The organism is Candidatus Brocadiaceae bacterium (assembly GCA_012728835.1).
In the GTDB taxonomy this organism is placed as follows: domain Bacteria; phylum Planctomycetota; class Brocadiia; order SM23-32; family SM23-32; genus JAAYEJ01.
The window spans coordinates 23,706-41,761 of the sequence record JAAYEJ010000052.1 but is presented as its reverse complement, the minus strand read 5'-3'; the positions used below and the strand labels follow the sequence as shown (position 1 = coordinate 41,761).

At 67.5% G+C, this 18,056-nt stretch carries 8 protein-coding genes, 3 tRNA genes and 3 rRNA genes; 10 read left to right on the top strand and 4 right to left on the bottom strand.

The features are described from left to right. Nucleotides 1-30 precede the first annotated feature (30 nt). Nucleotides 31-2,904 (top strand): DUF1638 domain-containing protein, encoded by a 2,874-nt coding sequence (locus GXY85_08260; GenBank protein ID NLW50815.1) that lies wholly within the window; start codon nucleotides 31-33, stop codon nucleotides 2,902-2,904. Nucleotides 2,905-2,961: 57 nt separating this feature from the next. Beyond that, nucleotides 2,962-3,036: transfer RNA gene (locus GXY85_08255), tRNA-Glu, on the top strand. Nucleotides 3,037-3,313: 277 nt separating this feature from the next. Here the strand turns inward: GXY85_08255 and GXY85_08250 are convergent. Next, nucleotides 3,314-3,820 (bottom strand): TraR/DksA family transcriptional regulator, encoded by a 507-nt coding sequence (locus GXY85_08250; GenBank protein NLW50814.1) that lies wholly within the window; start codon nucleotides 3,818-3,820, stop codon nucleotides 3,314-3,316. A gap of 990 nt (nucleotides 3,821-4,810) precedes the next feature. Here GXY85_08250 and GXY85_08245 point away from each other — a divergent pair. From GXY85_08245 to rny, 6 genes are all read left to right on the top strand, one after another. Beyond that, nucleotides 4,811-6,424, top strand: a 16S ribosomal RNA gene (locus GXY85_08245). 173 nt (nucleotides 6,425-6,597) lie between these two features. Beyond that, nucleotides 6,598-6,674, top strand: a tRNA-Ile gene (locus GXY85_08240). Between the two features lie 45 nt (nucleotides 6,675-6,719). Then, a tRNA-Ala gene (locus GXY85_08235) sits at nucleotides 6,720-6,795 on the top strand. Nucleotides 6,796-6,965: 170 nt separating this feature from the next. Next, nucleotides 6,966-9,913: ribosomal RNA gene (locus GXY85_08230) — 23S ribosomal RNA — on the top strand. Between the two features lie 77 nt (nucleotides 9,914-9,990). Beyond that, nucleotides 9,991-10,105 (top strand): 5S ribosomal RNA (gene rrf, locus GXY85_08225). Together the 16S, 23S and 5S rRNA genes with 2 tRNA genes alongside form the textbook arrangement of a ribosomal RNA operon. Before the next feature lie 909 nt (nucleotides 10,106-11,014). Next, nucleotides 11,015-12,550 (top strand): ribonuclease Y, encoded by a 1,536-nt coding sequence (gene rny, locus GXY85_08220; protein ID NLW50813.1) that lies wholly within the window; start codon nucleotides 11,015-11,017, stop codon nucleotides 12,548-12,550. A 9-nt stretch (nucleotides 12,551-12,559) separates the two neighbouring features. On the opposite strand, the gene GXY85_08215 is transcribed toward rny, so the two are convergent. Next, the gene (locus GXY85_08215; GenBank protein NLW50812.1) at nucleotides 12,560-14,494 is read right to left on the bottom strand and encodes a prolyl oligopeptidase family serine peptidase; all 1,935 of its coding nucleotides are present in this window, start codon (nucleotides 14,492-14,494) and stop codon (nucleotides 12,560-12,562) included. Then, on the bottom strand, nucleotides 14,491-15,111 hold the full coding sequence (locus GXY85_08210) for a phosphoribosylanthranilate isomerase (protein ID NLW50811.1): 621 nt from the start codon (nucleotides 15,109-15,111) through the stop codon (nucleotides 14,491-14,493). The genes GXY85_08215 and GXY85_08210 overlap by 4 nt, the downstream gene beginning before the upstream one ends. 237 nt (nucleotides 15,112-15,348) lie before the next feature. Here GXY85_08210 and GXY85_08205 point away from each other — a divergent pair, with 237 nt between their 5' ends. Continuing rightward, complete coding sequence (locus GXY85_08205) at nucleotides 15,349-16,923, top strand: hypothetical protein (protein NLW50810.1); 1,575 nt, start codon at nucleotides 15,349-15,351, stop codon at nucleotides 16,921-16,923. A gap of 13 nt (nucleotides 16,924-16,936) precedes the next feature. After that, nucleotides 16,937-17,776, top strand: coding sequence for a methyltransferase domain-containing protein (locus GXY85_08200; GenBank protein ID NLW50809.1), 840 nt, complete (start codon nucleotides 16,937-16,939; stop codon nucleotides 17,774-17,776). Here GXY85_08200 and GXY85_08195 read toward each other — a convergent pair. Continuing rightward, nucleotides 17,747-17,914 (bottom strand): hypothetical protein, encoded by a 168-nt coding sequence (locus tag GXY85_08195; protein ID NLW50808.1) that lies wholly within the window; start codon nucleotides 17,912-17,914, stop codon nucleotides 17,747-17,749. The genes GXY85_08200 and GXY85_08195 overlap by 30 nt on opposite strands. Between the last annotated feature and the right edge of the window lie 142 nt (nucleotides 17,915-18,056).

Here is an 18,056-nt window from a genome sequence, read left to right as displayed (position 1 = left end):
TCTTCCACTCTTCGTGAATGCATTTCCACAATGATGAAACCCCTCCGGTTGCAGGTCATCGCGTGCGGCGTCCTCGAGGACGAACTGCACGCCGTCGCCGCACGTTCGCCCCACGACATCAAGCTGGTCCTGCTCGACGCGGGGCTGCACGCGGCGCCCGACCGGCTGCGGCTGCAGGCGCAGGAGGCGATCGACCGCGCCGCGCGCGGCGGCTGCGATGCCGTCTGCCTGGGCTACGGGCTCTGTGGGCGCGGGACGGCCGGGCTGATCGCGCGCGGGGTGCCGCTGGTCATCCCCCGCGTGCACGACTGCATCTCGCTCTTCCTTGGGAGCGCGCGCGCATACGCCGAGCAGTTCACGCGGCATCCGGGCACGTTCTACTTCACCACCGGCTGGCACCGCTACAAGGCCCACCCGGACCACGTGCGCATGGCGGCCGCGCGGCGGTTTGACCCGACGCGGCACCCGCACTTCGCGGAGTTCAGGGAGCGGCACGGGGAGGACAACGCACGGTACATCGTCGAGTTCCTGGAGAGTTGGCGGCGCAACTACCGGCGGGCGGCGCTGATCGACCACGGATTCGTGACCGACGAGCAGGAGCAGGCGACGCGCGCCGTGGCGAGCGCGGCCGGCTGGGATTACGAGCGCCTGGAGGGCAGTCTGGCGCTCCTGGAGGCCCTTGCGGGGGGCGAATGGGACGAGGAACGCTTCCTCGTCGCCCCGCCGGGGAGCCTGACCGTCGCCACGAACGACGAGCGCGTCCTGGCGGCCGTGCCGCTTGCACGGGAGGCGGGCGCGTCCGACCCGGCCGGGCCGGCCGACCCGGCCGGGCCGGCGGCCGCGACGGGCACGTTCTGGGAGGGCGATGCGCCGGCCGGGGAGCCGGAGGCGGAGGTCGGGCTCGGGATCGACGCCGGCGGCACGTTCACGGACGTCGCGCTCATGGAGTTCGCCACCGGCCGCATCCTCGGCACGGCGAAGGCGCCCACGACGCACGATGACCCCACGATCGGCATACGCAACGCGCTGGCGGCCCTGGACCCCGGCCACCGCCGGCGCGTCGGCTACACCTGCCTCTCCACCACGCTGGCCACGAACGCCATCGTCGAGGAGCGCGGGTGGCCCGTGGGTCTGCTGCTGATGCCGTACCACGAGGGGCACGCCGAGCGCGTGCACCCACAGATGGTGCGCGCACCACTGGTGCGCTGCCTGGGGGCCCGGATGAACATCCACGGCGAGCCCGAGCAGGCCGTGGACGAGGCCGAGGTGCTCGGTGCGGCCGAGGAACTTGTGGAGCGGGGCGCGGCGGCGTTCGCCGTCAGCGGCTACGCGGCCGTGCGCAACCCCCTGCACGAGCAGCAGGTCAAACGCCTCCTGCGCGCGCGCTTCCCCCTGCCCGTCGTGTGCGGCCATGAGCTGTCGGACCGCCTGGACTTCGCGGCGCGCGCCCGTACGGCCGTCCTGAACGCCCGCCTGCTGCCGGTGATCGACGGCCTGATCGCGTCCGCCCGCGCCGTGCTGAGGGAGGCGGGGATCGGCGGGCCGCTGTTCGTCGTGCGCGGAGACGGTGGCGTGATGGGCGCCGATGCCGCCCGCGAGCGCGCCATCGAAACGGTGCTGAGCGGGCCGGCGGCCAGCGCCGCCGGGGCGCGCTTCCTGACCGGGAGCACCGACGCGCTGGTGCTCGACATGGGCGGCACCACGACCGACGTCGCCGCGCTGTCCGACGGCATCCTGCGCCTGAGCGCCGAGGGAGCGCGCGTCGGCGGGCAGCGCACGAGCGTGGCCGCCGCCGACATCCGGACGGCGGGGCTGGGCGGCGACAGCGCCGTGCGGCCCGCCGCGGGCGGGCGCGTGCGGCTGGGGCCCGAGCGCGTCGTGCCGCTGTGCAGCCTGGGCGCGCAGTGGCCGCAGGTGGCCGCCGAGTTGCTGGCCGGGTCCGGCGCGCTTGATGCCGCCGGCCGGACGGGCCTGCCCGAGTTCTACGTCCTGGCCGGTTCGGCGCAGGGGCATCGGCTGGACGCGCAGGAGGAGGCGATCGTTGCGCGCCTGGCCGAGCGCCCGCGCAGTCGGGAGGATCTGGCCGCCGCCTGCGCGCTCACGGCGCCGGAACTCCTCCGGACGGCCCGCCTGGAGCGCGCGGGCCTGGTGCGCCGCGCGGGTGTGACGCCCACCGACGCGCTGCACGTCCTGGGCGTCTACCGGGCGTATGACGAGGAGTGCGCGCGGCGGGGACTGGAGGCCTTCGGGGCGCTCATGGGCGTGTCGGCGGTGGAGGCGGCCGAACGGATCCGCCGGGAGGCCGAACGCCGGCTCGCGCTGGCCGTCGTGCGGTGCGAACTGAGCGACGCCGGGCACGAGGCCGGGGCGATCGAGGCGGCCGAGGCGGTCCTGGGCGGGCTCGGCGAATCGGGGGGGAGCGAAGCGTTCCGGCTCCGCTGGGAGCAGCGCCGGCCCGTGATCGGCATCGGGGCGCCGGTGGGGGCCTTCCTGCCCGGCGCGTGCCGGCGCCTGGGCACGACGCCGCGTGTCCCGGAGCATGCCGAGGTGGCCGGCGCCGTCGGGGCGGCCGTCAGCCGGGTCATCGTGCGCGAGACCGTGCGCGTACGTCCCGGTCCGGAGGGCACCTACGTGGTGCACGAGTCCGAAGGACGGCACGAATTCGGGCGGCTGGACGAGGCCGAACGGATGGCCCGCCGCCGCGTGGTGGACCTGGTGCTCGCTCGCGCAGAGCGCTTCGGCACGGCGGAGCGCCGGGTGCGCGTGGAGGTGGGCCGTCGGGTGGGCCTTCTGCAGGACGGGAGCCGGCAGTTGCTGGAAGTGGAGGTGAGCGGGCTGCTCACGGGTGTGCCGCGCGCCGCCTGCCCTCGGCAGGGGTGCCCGGCGGGGGGGCTTTGCGTTTGAACCGGGCGGGCGGGATGGTATAATGCCCTCATGCGGCGCGGTCGCGCCGTATCCCATGGCCCCATCGTCCAGCGGAGAGGACACCGGATTTTCGATCCGACAACCGGGGTTCGATTCCCCGTGGGGTCACCATCGCCGATCAGCGGCCGGGCGGGACCGAGTGGTTCCGCCCGGCCGCCTGCTTTCTGCGGGCCGTGCGGGATTGCGGGTGCCGGGCGTAACCCGGGCGGTTACTCTGGCGCGCAATGGGTTACGTTCGGCCGGCGTCCTCTCCCGCAGGCATGTCGCGCTGCCGGACGGGAGGGCGGCCAGAACGGCAGGTGACGGGCCGTTCTGGCAGGCGGCGGGTGCCCCGAAAGAAAAAACGGGGGCGCACGGACGTGCGCCCCCGGGGTGAGCGTTGCTGCGGTCAGAACATCTCGTTGACCTCGAGGTCCTCGATGTCGCGCAGCAGGTCCGAGCCGCCTTCCTCGCTCTCGTGCAGGTCCTCGCCCGTGAGGCTTACGGCGACGGCGCCCGTGCGCACGGGCACCGCGGTCGCGTGAGAGCTGTATCCCATGCGCTCCTGCTGTTCCTTGCAGGACAGGCAGAGCGTGGCGAACGGCCTGGCCTTGAGGCGCCGGGGCGCGATCTGCCGTCCGCAGTCGTCGCAGACGCCGTATGTGCCCTGACGGAGCTTCTCCAAGGCCAGCCGGACCTCCGCGATGGTGGTCGAGCCGGCCTCGGCCGAGCGGGCCGACATGAAGTCCAGCTCCCCCTCGGCCACGATGTCCAGAAGCTCCGACGGTTGGCCGCCGGAGACGTTCCGGAGCTTGCCCAGGTGTTGGTGGAGTTCGTCCTTCAGACGCTTCTCGAGGTCCTGGAGGCTCCGCTCAATCGCTTTCTTGCTCACGTTGTCCCTCTTCGTTCTCTTCATTGTCCACTTCCCTCCGTGGTGGCACGACGCAGCAACGCAAATGACGTTCCGCGCCACGCGCCCCCGTGAGAAGATGCCTCCGCCCGCGCATCTCCGGCGCATCCTGCGAGCTTGCCCAGTTAGTGGGGCACCGGGCTGGTTTGTTCAGTCGCCCAGCCGTTCTCACGGTCGGCCCGGCCTTCATCCGGGCAGCGTGCATAAGGTAACGGGACGCCCGTGGCGCCACAAGACGGGAATCACGGTAGATACGATGAGGGAATCCCTGATATTCGGCCCGGCGCCATCAAAGGGGGCGACGCGTGCACGCAGGGCCGCGCCGTCCGGCGGGAACCTGCACGGCCGGGCGCGTGCCCGCCAGGGCGGGCGAAACGGCCGTGCCTGCCCAGCGAAGGGGCGGGGCGGGGCGTCGTTGGCGCGGCGTGCCGCGGGATTCCTCCGATTCACTGGCGCAAGGGGGGGGGACCGGATACAATGCCGTTCATTGACAAGCAGTCGGAACGGCCGGCCCGGACGGCGAGACGGCCCGGCGGCGCCCGGATCCGGGTGCTGTGCGGGGCCGGACTCGGCGCGCCGGGGGGGTGTTCGGGAGAAAACGGGAGTTTTCTTTGCGGGCGCTTGACACGGCCGGGCGGCGCGCATATACTGAGCAGCATGAAGACGCCGAACGGATGTCACGTCGGTGCCTTCAGGTCCTTGCCCGAGGCGTTTCGGGCGCGGGCGTCTCGTGCGCGGGGCGTCCCTCGACTCCTTCGACGCGGCGGACTCCGTGTTGAAAGACGTCGAGCGCGCTTGACGGACGGCGGGCGAGGCGGTAGAATACAGAAGTAGATTCGAGACGTATGCTCTTTGACAGACCGGAGACGGAGGCGGCAAGCGAAGCCGCCTGAAGCCTGCGGCTCGATGTTGTAAGACCGAACGGACGGGAGAGTCGGGACGAACCCTATGCGTGATCGCTTGCGAGCACGCACGAGGTAAGGAGTAGAAACCTCTCGAAGGGTATGATACTGGCTCAGAACGAACGCTGGCAGCGTGCCTTACACATGCAAGTCGAGCGAGAAACTCCGCTTCGGCGGGGGAGTAAAGCGGCGGAAGGGTGAGTAACGCGTGGGTCAGCTACCTCCGGGAGTGGGATAACGGCGGTCCGCCTTGAGCGGACCCTTCGGCGAAAGCGCCGCTAATACCGCATGACGATGCGATGGCACCTTCTTACTCGTAAGCAGGTAGCCGTTGTGTTCAAAGGCCGTTGGGACTTGTCCCTTCGGTTGCCCGGAGAGGTGCCCGCGTCCTATCAGCTTGTTGGCGGGGTAACGGCCCACCAAGGCGACGACGGGTAGCCGGCGTGAGAGCGTGGCCGGCCACACTGGGACTGAGACACTGCCCAGAGCCCTACGGGGCGCTGCAGTGAGGAATATTGCACAATGGGCGCAAGCCTGATGCAGCGACGCTGCGTGGAGGAAGAATGCCTTCGGGTTGTAAACTCCTGTCAGGGGTTAAGAAGTCCGTGTGCTGAAAGGCATGCGGTTGACGAAGGCCCCAAAGGAAGCCATGGCTAAGTCCGTGCCAGCAGCCGCGGTAACACGGACATGGCGAGCGTTGTTCGGAATTACTGGGCGTAAAGCGCGCGTAGGCGGTCGGGCAAGTTGGGTGTGGAATCGTCCGGCTCAACCGGGCGGGGACGTCCAAAACTGCCAGACTGGAGCACGGTAGGGGAGAGTGGAACTCCTGGTGGAGCGGTGATATGCGTAGATATCAGGAGGAACGCCGGTGGCGAAAGCGATTCTCTGGGCCGTTGCTGACGCTGAGGTGCGAAAGCCAGGGGAGCAAACGGGATTAGATACCCCGGTAGTCCTGGCCGTAAACGATGGGCACTTGGTAGTGGGGGCAACTTCACTGCCGGAGCTAACGCGTTAAGTGCCCCGCCTGGGTAGTACGGCCGCAAGGCTAAAACTCAAAGTAATTGACGGGCCCTCGCACAAGCGGTGGAGCACGCGCCTTAATTCGAGGCAACGCGAGGAACCTTACCAGGGCTTGACATGCAAGTGGTACGGACCCGAAAGGGCGAGGACCCAGGTTTCCTGGGAGCTTGCACAGGTGCTGCATGGCTGTCGTCAGCTCGTGTCGTGAGATGTTGGGTTAAGTCCTATAACGAGCGAAACCCCTGTCCATAGTTGCTAACGGGTCATGCCGAGGACTCTATGGAGACCGCCGGCGTCAAACCGGAGGAAGGCGGGGATGACGTCAAGTCCTCATGGCCCTTATGTCCTGGGCTGGACGCATGCTACAATGGCCGGTACAAAGGGAAGCGAAGCCGCAAGGTGAAGCGAAGCTCTAAAAACCGGTCCCAGTACGGATCGGGGGCTGCAATTCGCCCCCGTGAATGTAGGAATCGCTAGTAATCGCGGATCAGCCACGCCGCGGTGAATATGTGCCCGAGGGTTGTACACACCGCCCGTCAAATCATGGGAGCTGGGGGCACGCGAAGTCGTGGACCTAACCTGCCTTCGGGTGGGGGGGTCGCGCCCACCGTGAAACCGGCAACTGGGATTAAGTCGTAACAAGGTAGCCGTAGGAGAACCTGCGGCTGGATCACCTCCTTTCTAAGGACATCACTGTCCGCCCGCTGCCCCATCAAAGGACGCGTTCCTGCGTCCGGGCAACGGGGAAAGGCCTTACAGAAGACATCGTCTCGGCCCGAACGCCTTTGGGCTTGCGGCGTCGAACTCACCAGGCTTTCCGGCGGCTTCGCCCGCCGACTCCGTCTCCCTCTCTATACATGCGGGCCTATAGCTCAGTTGGCCAGAGCGCGCCCCTGATAAGGGCGAGGTCAGTGGTTCAAGTCCACTTAGGCCCACCAGGGCGACCCAGAGGCACCGCATTGGAGGACGTGCGGTGCGCGCGCGGGGATGTAGCTCAACTGGGAGAGCGCCGGCTTTGCAAGCCGGAGGTTGCCGGTTCGATCCCGGTCATCTCCACCAGCAATGTCGAGTGCGGGGCCGAGGGGCTCCGGTGCGCGGCGCAGTCGCCTTCGAGAGACACGAATGGAGCGGCCCGTCGGATCGTCGGGCTGCTGCGCTCTTTGAAAAGTGAATAGGATTGGCGTCAGTGGTGGATGTCACCACGAACGCCGAGAACGGCACTGTCGAGTGTCATGCTAACAAGGGTGTAGGGTGGATGTCTTGGCGCCAACAGGCGATGAAGGACGTGGTAGGCTGCGATAAGCCCGGAGGAGCCGCCGAACAGGCTTAGATCCCGGGATTTCCCAATGGGGCAACCCGATGCCGTGGAAGCGGCATCATCCCTGTCTGAAGGCCCGCCTTCGGGTGGGTTATAGGGCCGGGAGGCGAACGGGGCGAAGTGAAACATCTCAGTAACCCCAGGAAGAGAAAGCAACAGCGACTCCCTCAGTAGCGGCGAGCGAACGGGGATCAGCCCAAACCCTCCGTGCTTTCGGGCGCGGGGGGGGTTGTGGGGCCATCGACAAAGCCGGACGGCAGCTTTACGCGAACGGGACTGGAAAGCCCGGCCAGAGAAGGTGAAAGCCCTGTAACGGAAAAAGCCACCGTGCGGCCAGATGGTACCCGAGTAGCGTCGGACACGTGGAACCCGGCGTGAAGCGGGGAGGACCACCTCCCAAGGCTAAGTACTCGTTGGCGACCGATAGCAAAGAAGCGGCGCGAGCACGTTGATGAAAAGCATCCCGTCGAGGGAAGTGAAAAGTACTGAAACCCTGCACCTACAAGCAGTCGGAGCACTGTGGAGGCGGCGAATGCCGCACTCCCGTGTGACGGCGTGCCTTTTGGAGAATGAGCCGGCGAGTTAGGCTGTGTTGCGCAGGTTAAGTGCCTCAGGCACGGAGCCGCAGGGAAACCGAGTGTGAATAGCGCGACCAGGTAGCACGGCCTAGACGCGAAGTCGGGTGATCTATCCATGGCCAGGATGAAGCGACCGTAACAGGTCGTGGAGGTCCGAACGCACCAATGATGCAAAATTGGGCGATGAGCTGTGGATAGGAGTAAAAGGCTAATCAAACCCGGGGATATCTCGTTCTCTCCGAAATAGCTTTAGGGCTAGCCTCCTGTGTTCGACGGCGGGGGTAGAGCACTGAATCGATTCGGGGGCCCACCAGGCTACCCACTCGAATCAAACTCCGAATACCGTCGTCTTAGAGCAGGGGAGTCAGACTACGGGGGATAAGCCTCGTGGTCAAGAGGGAAACAGCCCAGACCGTCAGCTAAGGCCCCTGAAGTACGCTAAGTGTATCCAAGGAAGTGGGGAAGCGAAGACAGCCAGGATGTTGGCTTAGAAGGAGCCATCATTTGAAAAGTGGGTAACTCCTTACTGGTCGAGCTTCTCTGCGCCGAAAATCAACGGGACTCAAGCGTACTGCCGACGCTACGGGTCTTGTGTGTGCCCACGGGTGCACGCAGGGCGGTAGGAGAGCGCTGTATGCAGGGTTGAAGGTGTACCGCAAGGAGCGCTGGACCGCATACAGGTGAGAATGCCGGCATGAGTAGCGTGAAAGGGAGTGAGAAGCTCCCTCGCCGCAAACCCAAGGTTTCCTGGGCAAGGGAATTCCTCCCAGGGTTAGTCGGGACCTAAGGCGAGGTCGAAAGGCGTAGCCGATGGACAGCAGGTTAATATTCCTGCACCGCTGGTAGTCGCGACAGCTGCCTGGTCGACGCGGTCTTGCAGAGCTGCACGATCAATCAGACATGGTCAGACGGGCTTTGCCCGAATGTGGCCGAGCAGATCGCCGAGAAAAGCGCCAGGCAGGGGCTACTTGCGCCCGTACCGATAACCAACACTGGTGGGTGAGGAGAGTATCCTCAGGCGCTCGAGAGAACCGTCGTTAAGGAACTCGGCAAAAACGGTCCGTAACTTAGGGATATGGACCGCCTCCCGAGCCGGCATCTTCTTAGAAGTGCCGCTCGGGGGGCCGCAGCGAAGAGGCCCGGGCGACTGTTTACTAAAAACACAGGTCTGTGCCAAGGCGCAAGCCTACGTATACAGACTGACGCGTGCTCGATGCCATAAAGTCAAGGAAGGGGGTTATTCCGCTTCGGCGGGAGAAGCTCTCGACCAAAGCTATGGTGAATGGCGGCTCTAACTATGAGAGTCCTAAGGTAGCGAAATTCCTTGTCGCCTAACTGGCGACGTGCATGAATCGCGTAACGACTTGGGCACTGTCTCAACGACGGACTCGGCGAAATTGTGGTCGTGGTGCAGACGCCACGTTCCCGCGGCAAGACGGGAAGACCCCGGGACCTTTACTGCAGCATGGCAGTGGGTTTTGGCAGGGCATGTGTAGAATAGGTGGGAGGCTGTGAAGTCCCTTCGCCAGGAGGGGCGGAGCCACCAGTGGAATACCACCCTTGTTTTGTTAGAATCCTAACTCCGACCCGTGAAGCCGGGCGGAGGACACTGCTTTGTGGGCAGTTTGGCTGGGGCGGTCTCCTGCCAAAGAGTAACGGAGGAGCCCAAAGGTTCTCTCAGTGCGGTCGGCAATCGCACGTCGAGTGTAAGGGCATAAGAGAGCTTAACTGCGAGACCTACGCGTCAAGCAGATGCGAAAGCAGGGCTTAGTGATCCAGCGGTTCTGTGTGGAAGGGCCGTTGCTCAACGGATAAAAGGTACCCCGGGGATAACAGGCTGATCTCTCCCAAGCGAACATAGCGACGGGGAGGTTTGGCACCTCGATGTCGGCCCATCGCATCCTGGGGCTGTAGAAGGTCCCAAGGGTTCCGGAGTTCACGGATTAAAGCGGTACGCGAGCTGGGTTTAGACCGGCGTGAGCCAGGTCGGTCCCTATCTGCCGTGGGCGTTGGATGGTTGAGGAGTGTTGCCCCTAGTACGAGAGGATTGGGGTGAGCGAACCTCTGGTGCGCCAGTTGTCCTGCTAAGGGCATCGCTGGGTAGCTATGTTCGTAAAGGATAACCGCTGAAAGCTTCTAAGCGGGAAGCTGTCTCCAAGATGAACCATCCGGTCCCCTTGAGGGAATAAGGCACCTTGAAGACTACGAGGTTGATAGGCCGGAGGTGTAAGTGCGTATACATAAAGGCACTCAGCTGACCGGTACTAATCTGCCGAACGGCAGACACATATTCGGCAGTGCCTTTCTCGACGTTCGTGTGACGAGCCACTGACCAATCCTGTTCACGACTTCGCATTGCCCGGTGATCATAGCGGAAGGGCCACACCCGTTCCCATCCCGAACACGGTCGTTAAGCCTCCCGCGCCGATGATATTGGCCCCTTGTGGACCGAGAAAGTAGGTCGTCGCCGGGCATTTTCATGTACCGGCCCGGGGGCCGGCGGCGTCGATCGCCGGCCCCCACGCCGCCCGCGCCGCCCGCGCCGCCCCGACGGGCGGCTTTTTCTTTTTCCCCGCCAGGGGCTCCGGCGGGCCTCTGCCGCCCTTCTGAGGCGTTGCCGCGCAAGGAGCGCTCCTGCCGTCTTGACATGCCGCCGGCCATGCACGATAATCGCTGTTCAGGCGGGTTCCCGCTGTACGCCGGGACCGGCTGAGCCAGGGACGGAACGGAACAGAATGGTCCGCTGCTCGGGCGTCTCGCGAGCTTTGGCTCAGTCGGCGGCGCGGTTTCGGGGCCCCGCCGTCTGGAGAGGCGGGACGCCGGCTGCAGCGATAGCATAGAGCAGGTCTGGTCTGCTTCGGATGGGCGTGGAGTCGGCAGGCGGGCGGAGCCGTCAGGCCGTCCGTCGGCAGGAAGGCGACGGGTCGTGGGACCGGAGGGCCTTACCGACTCTTGCTGCAATTTCGCCGCCGTAGGTCAGGCGGCTTGCGTTCCCTGGATGATGTGGACTGTTCGCGCCGGGTCATCGCGGGAGGGCACCGTGGCTGGCTTGCACGACGTGGCGTCAGGCCGTGTCGAGCACAGGCGGTTGGCGTGTGCGGTGCTTCCCCACCCTGCGGTTGTGGGGCAGTTGGGTTCAGGCGAGAGGATTGCAGCGTTGCGACGGGCAGCGTGTGCGCCCGGTGTGGGTGCGTGCGCCTGCCTGTTGGGTCGGTCTCTTCCGGTTCTTTCCGCGCTGCGGTGAGGGTGCCGTCCGGTACCGTTGTCGCAGCATGTTTTCCTCCGCGTGTCTGCCGGCGGCGTCCCTCCGGTCGGATCGGATCTGGGGCCTCCCGAACGGGAGCCGGAGGGAGCAGTGTTTGCGGAAATCCAAATTCAGGCCATGATTGCGGGTCTTGCGGGGGCAGCCGTCGCCGGCTACCTGATCTGTCACTTCGTGAGCAAGCTGGCCGAGAAGGGCGCCTTGCAGGTGCGTGCGCGGATCCTGGAGGACGCCCACGCGGACGCCGAGCGGATCCGGCACGAGATGGAGCTGGAGGCGCGCCAGGAGATCGTGCAGCGCCGCGAGGAGTTCGAGGGCGAGGTCCGACAGACCCGCAACGAGCTGCGCCAGACCGAACGGCGCCTGGACAAGCGCGAGGACGGGCTTGACGAGAAGGAACTGCTCCTGGGCAAGAAGGAGAAGTTCCTGGAGACGGGCGAGAAGAACGTGGCCGAGAAGCGCCGCGAGCTGACCGAGCTGGAGGAGAAGCTCCGCCGCCAGGAAGAGCAGATGCGGGAGGAGTTGCACCGGATCAGCCGCCTGTCGGCCGAGGAGGCCAAGCGCATCCTGCTCGAGAGCCTCCAGAAGGAGGTGGAGAGCGAAGCCACCGACATGGTCAACGACCTGATCGGGCGAGCCCAGCGCAAGGCCAAGGCCGAGGCGCAGCGCGTCGTCGTCGAGGCGATCGAGCGTTGCGCGGCGGAGACGACCGGCGAGGCCACCGTCTGCACCGTCGAACTGCCCAGCGACGACATCAAGGGGCGCATCATCGGCCGCGAGGGGCGGAACATCCGCTCCTTCGAGAAGGCGGTCGGCGTGGACGTGATCGTGGACGATACCCCGGGCGTGGTCGTCCTGAGCAGCTTCGACAGCGTCCGGCGCGAGGCCGCGCGTCTGGCCATGCAGCGGCTGGTGGCCGACGGTCGCATCCATCCGGGGCGCATCGAGGAGGTGGTGACCCAGGCCCAGGCGGACGTGGAGCGGATCATCAACGAGACCGGCGAGGAGGTCTGCTACGAACTGGACGTGGCGAACATCGCCGAGCCCCTCAAGCGTCTGCTGGGCCGGCTGCGGTTCCGCACCAGCTTCGGCCAGAACGTGCTGGACCATTCCCGGCAGGTTTGCGAGCTGGCCGGGCTGATGGCGGCCGAACTGAGCCTGGACGTGACCCTTGCCCGCCGGTGCGGCCTGCTGCACGACATCGGCAAGGCCATGGACCAGCACCACGAAGGCTCGCACGCCGCCCTGGGCGCCGAGGAGGCCAAGCGCCGCAAGGAGTCGAACGTCGTCGTCAACGCCATCGCCGCCCACCACGAGGAGGAGGCGCCGCAGTCGCTCTACGCGGGCCTGGTGATGGCCGCCGACGCCATCAGTGCCAGCCGGCCGGGGGCGCGGCGCGAGACCCTGGAACGCTACATCAAGCGGCTGGAGCGGCTGGAGAACCTGGCGACCCAGCACGGCGGCGTGCAGCGCGCGTTCGCCATCCAGGCGGGGCGCGAGGTGCGGATCCTGGTCGACGCCAAGAAGGTCACCGACCAGTCGGCCGCGCGCCTCTCGCAGGACATCGCCCACGAGATCGAGGACGAGCTGCAGTACCCGGGCGAGATCGTGGTGACCGTCATCCGCGAGTCGCGTTTCCAGGGCGTGGCGCACTGAGCCGGGGGGCTACGGCTCCGGGGCGTGCCAGGTGGAGGACGCGCTGACCCGCCAGTGCTGGTCGAAGAAGCCGGCGCAGACGGCGCGGTTGGAGTCCGTGCCGTCGCGGTCCGTCTCGGGCGTGAAGACCACGAAGTCCGGCAGCATGTCGTACTTGTGGTTGGGTGCCAGCCCGCTGCCCCACGCCGGGCCGACGTGGATGACCACCAGGCGCTCCGGGGCCAGGGGGTTCGGGTGGACGACGCACAGCCCGTAGTGCGCTGCGTCGTAGGAGCGGCCGTCGATCAGGTAGCGCCCCTCGCCCAGCCCGATCGGCAGGTGGGGGGCGATGCGGGCCACCAGTTCGTTCTCCTCCGGCGGACCGAACAGGACCAGGTTGCACTCACCCATCATCTCGTCGGTGACCGCGCCGGCAGGGACAAGCGGCGGCGGGTCCTGCGCGAAGTACAGCCAGTCCCGGGCCGTCTGCAGCGCCGCCGCGTGCGCGGGCGCCTCCGGGTCGGCGGGCAGGACGATCCGGAACGGCGCGGCGTAGGCCTCGCGGATCGGGCCGCACAGTCCCGGGCGCTTCTGCTCCCCACCGGTCGGGGCGCCGAGTTCGATGCGGCCGTCCTGTGCGAGGCGCGGCTGGACCTTCTGCCCGTTCCAGGTCACGTCCATGCGTCCGTGGGCGGCGCGCTGAGGCGCCGGCGGCTGCAGGCGCAGGCCGGCCACGTTGCCGGTGCGGACGTTCAGCGCCTGGCCGGCGGCGTCCAGCTCGCACTCCACTTCGGCGGGGCGGCTCCAGTCCTCGATGGCCGTCACCTCGGCCCAGTAGGCGCGTGCATGCTTGAGGGTGAAGGTGCGAAAGGCGACCCTGCGCGGGTCGGCGCGGCGGCGGGCGCCCTTGAGGCATTCGATCACCTCGGGGGCCAACAGCAGGTCGGCCCAGGTGTAGTGCGTGGCCCCTTCGACCTTCACCAGCGTGGACTGCACGCCGGCGGCCTCCAGCAGCGCGTGCATGCGCTCGGACTGCCGCATGGGCATCACCCAGTCGTCGGTGCCGTGCACGATCACGCAGGGCAGGTGCGTGAAGTTGGGCAGCAGTTCCGCGCCGAACTCGCCGTCGGCCAGCCTGGCCTTCCAGGCGGGCAGGCTGCCGCGCTCGATGCCCTTCCACATGTAGAAGTCCCCGCGGCTCGCGATGGGGATCAGCGCGGCGAACAGGTGCGGATTGTGCGCGCCGATCGTCCAGACTCCCATGCCGCCCATGGAGATGCCGCTGAGGAACACGCGGTCTTCGTCGACGTTGTAGTTGCGCTTGACCTCGCCGATGGCCCGCAGCACGTCGTCCTCGCCGGCCCCCTGGAAGTCCGTGTTGCCGCGCGCGAAGGGCAGCATCACCAGGCAGCGCGTCTCGCGCGCCAGCGTCTCCTTGGCCGGGGAGTACATCAGGTCCACCCAGTTGGCCTTGTCCAGGCCGGGCGAGTAGCCGTGAAGGAAGACGAACAGCCCGTATGGCTCGCTGCCGTCGTAGCCCTCGGGGGCGAACACGACGTAGGGCTGAGCCGAGAGGTCGTTCTCGGCGAAGTAGGCGCGTTCGACCAGGCCGTGCGGGGGCAGCTCGGGGCGTTCCCCGGCCAGCAGCGGCTCCCAGAGCGCCAGCGCCTCGGCCAGGTAGCCGTGCGCTTCGCGATGGGCGGCGGCGGATGGCCCGGGGCGGGACATGGCGATCCGGGCCTTCTCGATCTTCAGCATGGCCAGGGCGTAGAGGTCGGGGCACTCGCGCACGAGCCGGTCGGTCTGGGCGGCGATCCCGGGTGCCAGGGACTGAAGGCGTTCGGCCGCTGCCAACAGGCCGTCGTCCGGCGCGGCGCCCAGCGCTGCGGCCGACAGCAGGACGCAGGCGGCCAGACGGAGCGTCTGTCGAACGCGGGCGATCCGGTCGGCAGGGACGGGGCTCACAGCACCACGCTCTTGGCAGCGAGGATGAACTCGGACACCAGCCGGCGGGACTTCACGCCGGGCGCCTCCTCGACGCCGCTGGCCACGTCGACGGCGAACGGCCGGGCCGCCTCCACCGCCAGCGCCACGTTGGCCGGCGTCAGGCCGCCGGCCAGGACCACCTTGGCGCGGCTGGCGGCCGTGCGGGCCAGGTCCCAGTCGACGACGCGGCCCGTCCCCCCGGGCACGCCCTGGACGAACGCGTCCAGCAGGTAGGCGGCGACCGGGTACTTCTCCAGCATTCTCAGGTCGTCCTCGCTCCGCAGGTGGATGGCTTTGATGAGGCGCAGGTCCTGCAGACGCCCGACCTTGCCGGGGGTCTCGTGCCCGTGGAGCTGGGCGTAGTCCAGCCCGCACTCCTCCATGGTCCGGCGCACGGCGTCGACCTCCGCATCCACGAACACGCCGACGGTCGTCAGGAACGGGGGCAGCGACATGCGGATGGGCACCACGTCGCGCGGGGCGATGTAGCGGGGACCGCCGGGGAAGAAGTTGAAGCCGATCGCGTCCGCTCCGGCCGCAGCGGCCATGAGCGCATCGGTGGCGCTGGTGATGCCGCAGATCTTCACTTTCACCATCATGATGGGGCCAGTCTACCGCCGGCCCCCGCGCCCGTCAACACGCGCGCCCGCCTCCAGGCATGGCTCGTCCGTGCCCGCCCGGCGCCACGGGACGCGGTATTTGCGGCGGCGATGTCATTGCGACGTGGCGAAGGCGCCGCGTCCATGGTATGTTGGGGGCCGCGGCGGCCTGTTGCGCGCCCGGAGTTGGGCGGCCGGCCGGGCGGCCGCCACGCGGCTCAAGAGGAGAGGACGATGGCTGATCGCAGGAGCATCGACGTTCGCGCCTATCTGATTCACATCACGCACTACGACCCCGCGTGGTTCGACCGGAAGGAGCAGGAGCGGCCCTTCGACCTGAAGGTCGGGCTCGAAGTGGTGAAGGCGCTCGGCGAAGCGGGCTTCAACATGCTGATCATCGACCTTGCGGACGGGGTCGCCTACGGCGGCTTCCCCGAGCTGAAGCGCCATTACTCGGTGCCGATGAGCGCGGTGCAGACGCTGGCCGGCGCCGCGCGCGATGCCGGCATGGAGGTGGTGCCGAAGCTCAACTTCTCCAAGAGTGCGGCGCCGCGGCACGACCACAACTACTGGTTCCGCCCGCACCATGAGCCGCCGGACGACGCGACCTACCGGGCCAGGGCCTTCGAACTCATCGACGAGGTCCGCGAGGCCCTGCAGCCTGAGAAACGCTTCTTCATCGGCATGGACGAGGACTTCCTCCGCACGCCGGAGCAGTACGTGGCGGCGGTCAACGCCCTGCACGCGGGCCTGGCCGAGCGCGGCCTGCAGACCGTGATGTGGAACGACACCGTGCATCTGTCGGCCGGCATGTTCGCCTGCGTCGAGAAGACCCTGGCCGCCGAGGACGAGTGCCCCGGCGACATCACGCACGTGGTGTGGGACTACACGCCGCTGAAGCCGCGCGCCGCGCAGCGCGTCCGCGATCTGCGTGCGAAGGGCCTGGAGACCTGGATTGCGCCGGGCCGGCGCGCCGAGGACGTGGACCAGTGGAAGCGCCTGGCCCTGCAGACCGGATGCCGGGGCATGGTGATGACGGCCTGGTCGCCCGTGAGCGAACAGAACCGGCGCCGCTTCCTGCAGTTGATCGACGAGGTCGGCTCCGTCTACTCGCGGCCGGAGGCGAGCGGCCTGGAGCCGGCCGTCCGCGGCGCCGGCAAGCGCGGCGTCCACGTCTCGCGGGTGCAGATGACGCCCGGGCCCGCCGTCGAGGACCAGATCCTGGCGCCGAACCGCCTGGGCAAGCCCCTGCAGGAGCCTCCGTACCTGCTTCCCCCGGACGTCTACCTGCGCACGTGGATGCTGCTGGCTCCCATGCCGTTCGAGCGGGAGCAGTACGCGGGAGAGGAGCATCAGGCGGTGATCGACGACGCCGGGTTCGTGGAGGGTGGCGAGGCGGACCTCGTGGCGGGCGAGCCGGGCACCGATGCCTTCGGGCTGACGTGGCGCCCGTTCATGCCGCCGGCCGGCTGCCGCTTCCCCCAGACCATCGACCTGGTCTCCGTCTACGGCCGCGCCGATTACGCCGTCGGCTACGCGATTGCGCACGTCTACAGCGACCTGGACCTGGCCGGCTACACCCTCTACATGGGCGGGGACGACTACCTGAAGGTCTGGCTGAACGGGCAGCTCATCCACACCTGGGCGGAACGCAGCCGGTCCATCATCCAGGACGACGACCAGATCGACGGCATCTGCCTGCGCAAGGGCTGGAACAAGCTGGTCGTCAAGTGCGTGAACCTGAAGGGCACGTGGGGCTTCATCGCGCGCATCGCCGACGAGCAGGACCGCCCCCTCCTGACCGAGTGAACGGGAGAGGGCGATGGACGATCGGGAGGTCGGGCGATACTGGAACCGCAACGCGGACGGCTGGACCCGCCTGGCGCGCGCCGGCTGGGACGTCTACCGGGACCAGTTCAACACCCCGGCGTTCATGGCGATGTTGCCGGACGTCACGGGCCTGGTGGGCCTGGACATCGGATGCGGCGAGGGCCACAACACGCGCCTGATGGCGAAGCGCGGCGCCCGCATGACCGCGATCGACATCGCCGAGAGGTTCATTCAGCATGCTCGGGAGGCGGAGGAAGCCGAGCCGCTGGGCATCGACTACCATCTGGCCAGTGCCCTTGAACTGCCGTTCCCGGCCGAGGCGTTCGACTTCGCCGCCGCCACCGTCAGCCTGATGGACGTCCCCGAGACGGACAAGGCGCTGGCCGAGGCGTTCCGGGTCCTGAAGCCCGGCGGCTTCCTCCAGTTCTCGATCACGCACCCGTGTTTCGACACGCCGCACCGACGCAACCTGAGGGACGAGGCCGGAAGGACCTACGCGATCGAGGTGGGGGACTACTTTCGAAACCTGGAGGGTAGCGTGAGCCGGTGGCTCTTCCAGGCCGCGCCTGCCGAGGAGAAGAAGGGGATCCCGGACTTCGAAACGCCGGTGTTTCATCGAACGCTGAGCCAGTGGCTCAACATGCTGATCGACGCCGGCTTCGTTCCGGAGCGCGTGGAGGAGCCGCGTCCGAGCGACGAGGTCGTCGAGCGGTGCCCCGCCGTGCAGGACGCGCAGGTCGTGGCCTACTTCCTGCACGTGCGCGTGCGCAAGCCGGGGCTGCCGATGCTGGGACCGGACCTCTCACAGAACGAAGAGGAACGCATCGCGTAGGGTCTGAAGCGGCGCCACCAGGTCCTCGGGAGCGATCCCGCGCACCTCCAGGTCCAGCCGCAGACCGTCCTGCCGTCGGATGGTCAGGATCGACAGGGCATCCTGCGGCACGTACTGCCAGGCCCCGGAGCATCGCATCGTTTTGACCTCCCCGTAGCTTGATCCCTCACTGCTTCATGGTAGTTCACGAAGGCAGCCGACACAGGGCGGATCCTCCCGGAGCCTGCTCCCGCCTCCTTTCAGCCCGCTGAGGGAGCGTGGACAGGCCGCCCTCGGCTGT

Bases quoted from the DNA above. Each gene is read 5' to 3' on its own strand.
- GXY85_08260 (NLW50815.1), top strand. From the start codon at position 31: ATGATGAAACCCCTCCGGTTGCAGGTCATCGCGTGCGGCGTCCTCGAG.
- GXY85_08250 (NLW50814.1), bottom strand. From the start codon at position 3,820: ATGAAGAGAACGAAGAGGGACAACGTGAGCAAGAAAGCGATTGAGCGG.
- GXY85_08210 (NLW50811.1), bottom strand. From the start codon at position 15,111: ATGGTGAAAGTGAAGATCTGCGGCATCACCAGCGCCACCGATGCGCTC.
- rny (NLW50813.1), top strand. From the start codon at position 11,015: ATGATTGCGGGTCTTGCGGGGGCAGCCGTCGCCGGCTACCTGATCTGT.
- GXY85_08200 (NLW50809.1), top strand. From the start codon at position 16,937: ATGGACGATCGGGAGGTCGGGCGATACTGGAACCGCAACGCGGACGGC.
- GXY85_08205 (NLW50810.1), top strand. From the start codon at position 15,349: ATGGCTGATCGCAGGAGCATCGACGTTCGCGCCTATCTGATTCACATC.
- GXY85_08195 (NLW50808.1), bottom strand. From the start codon at position 17,914: ATGCGATGCTCCGGGGCCTGGCAGTACGTGCCGCAGGATGCCCTGTCG.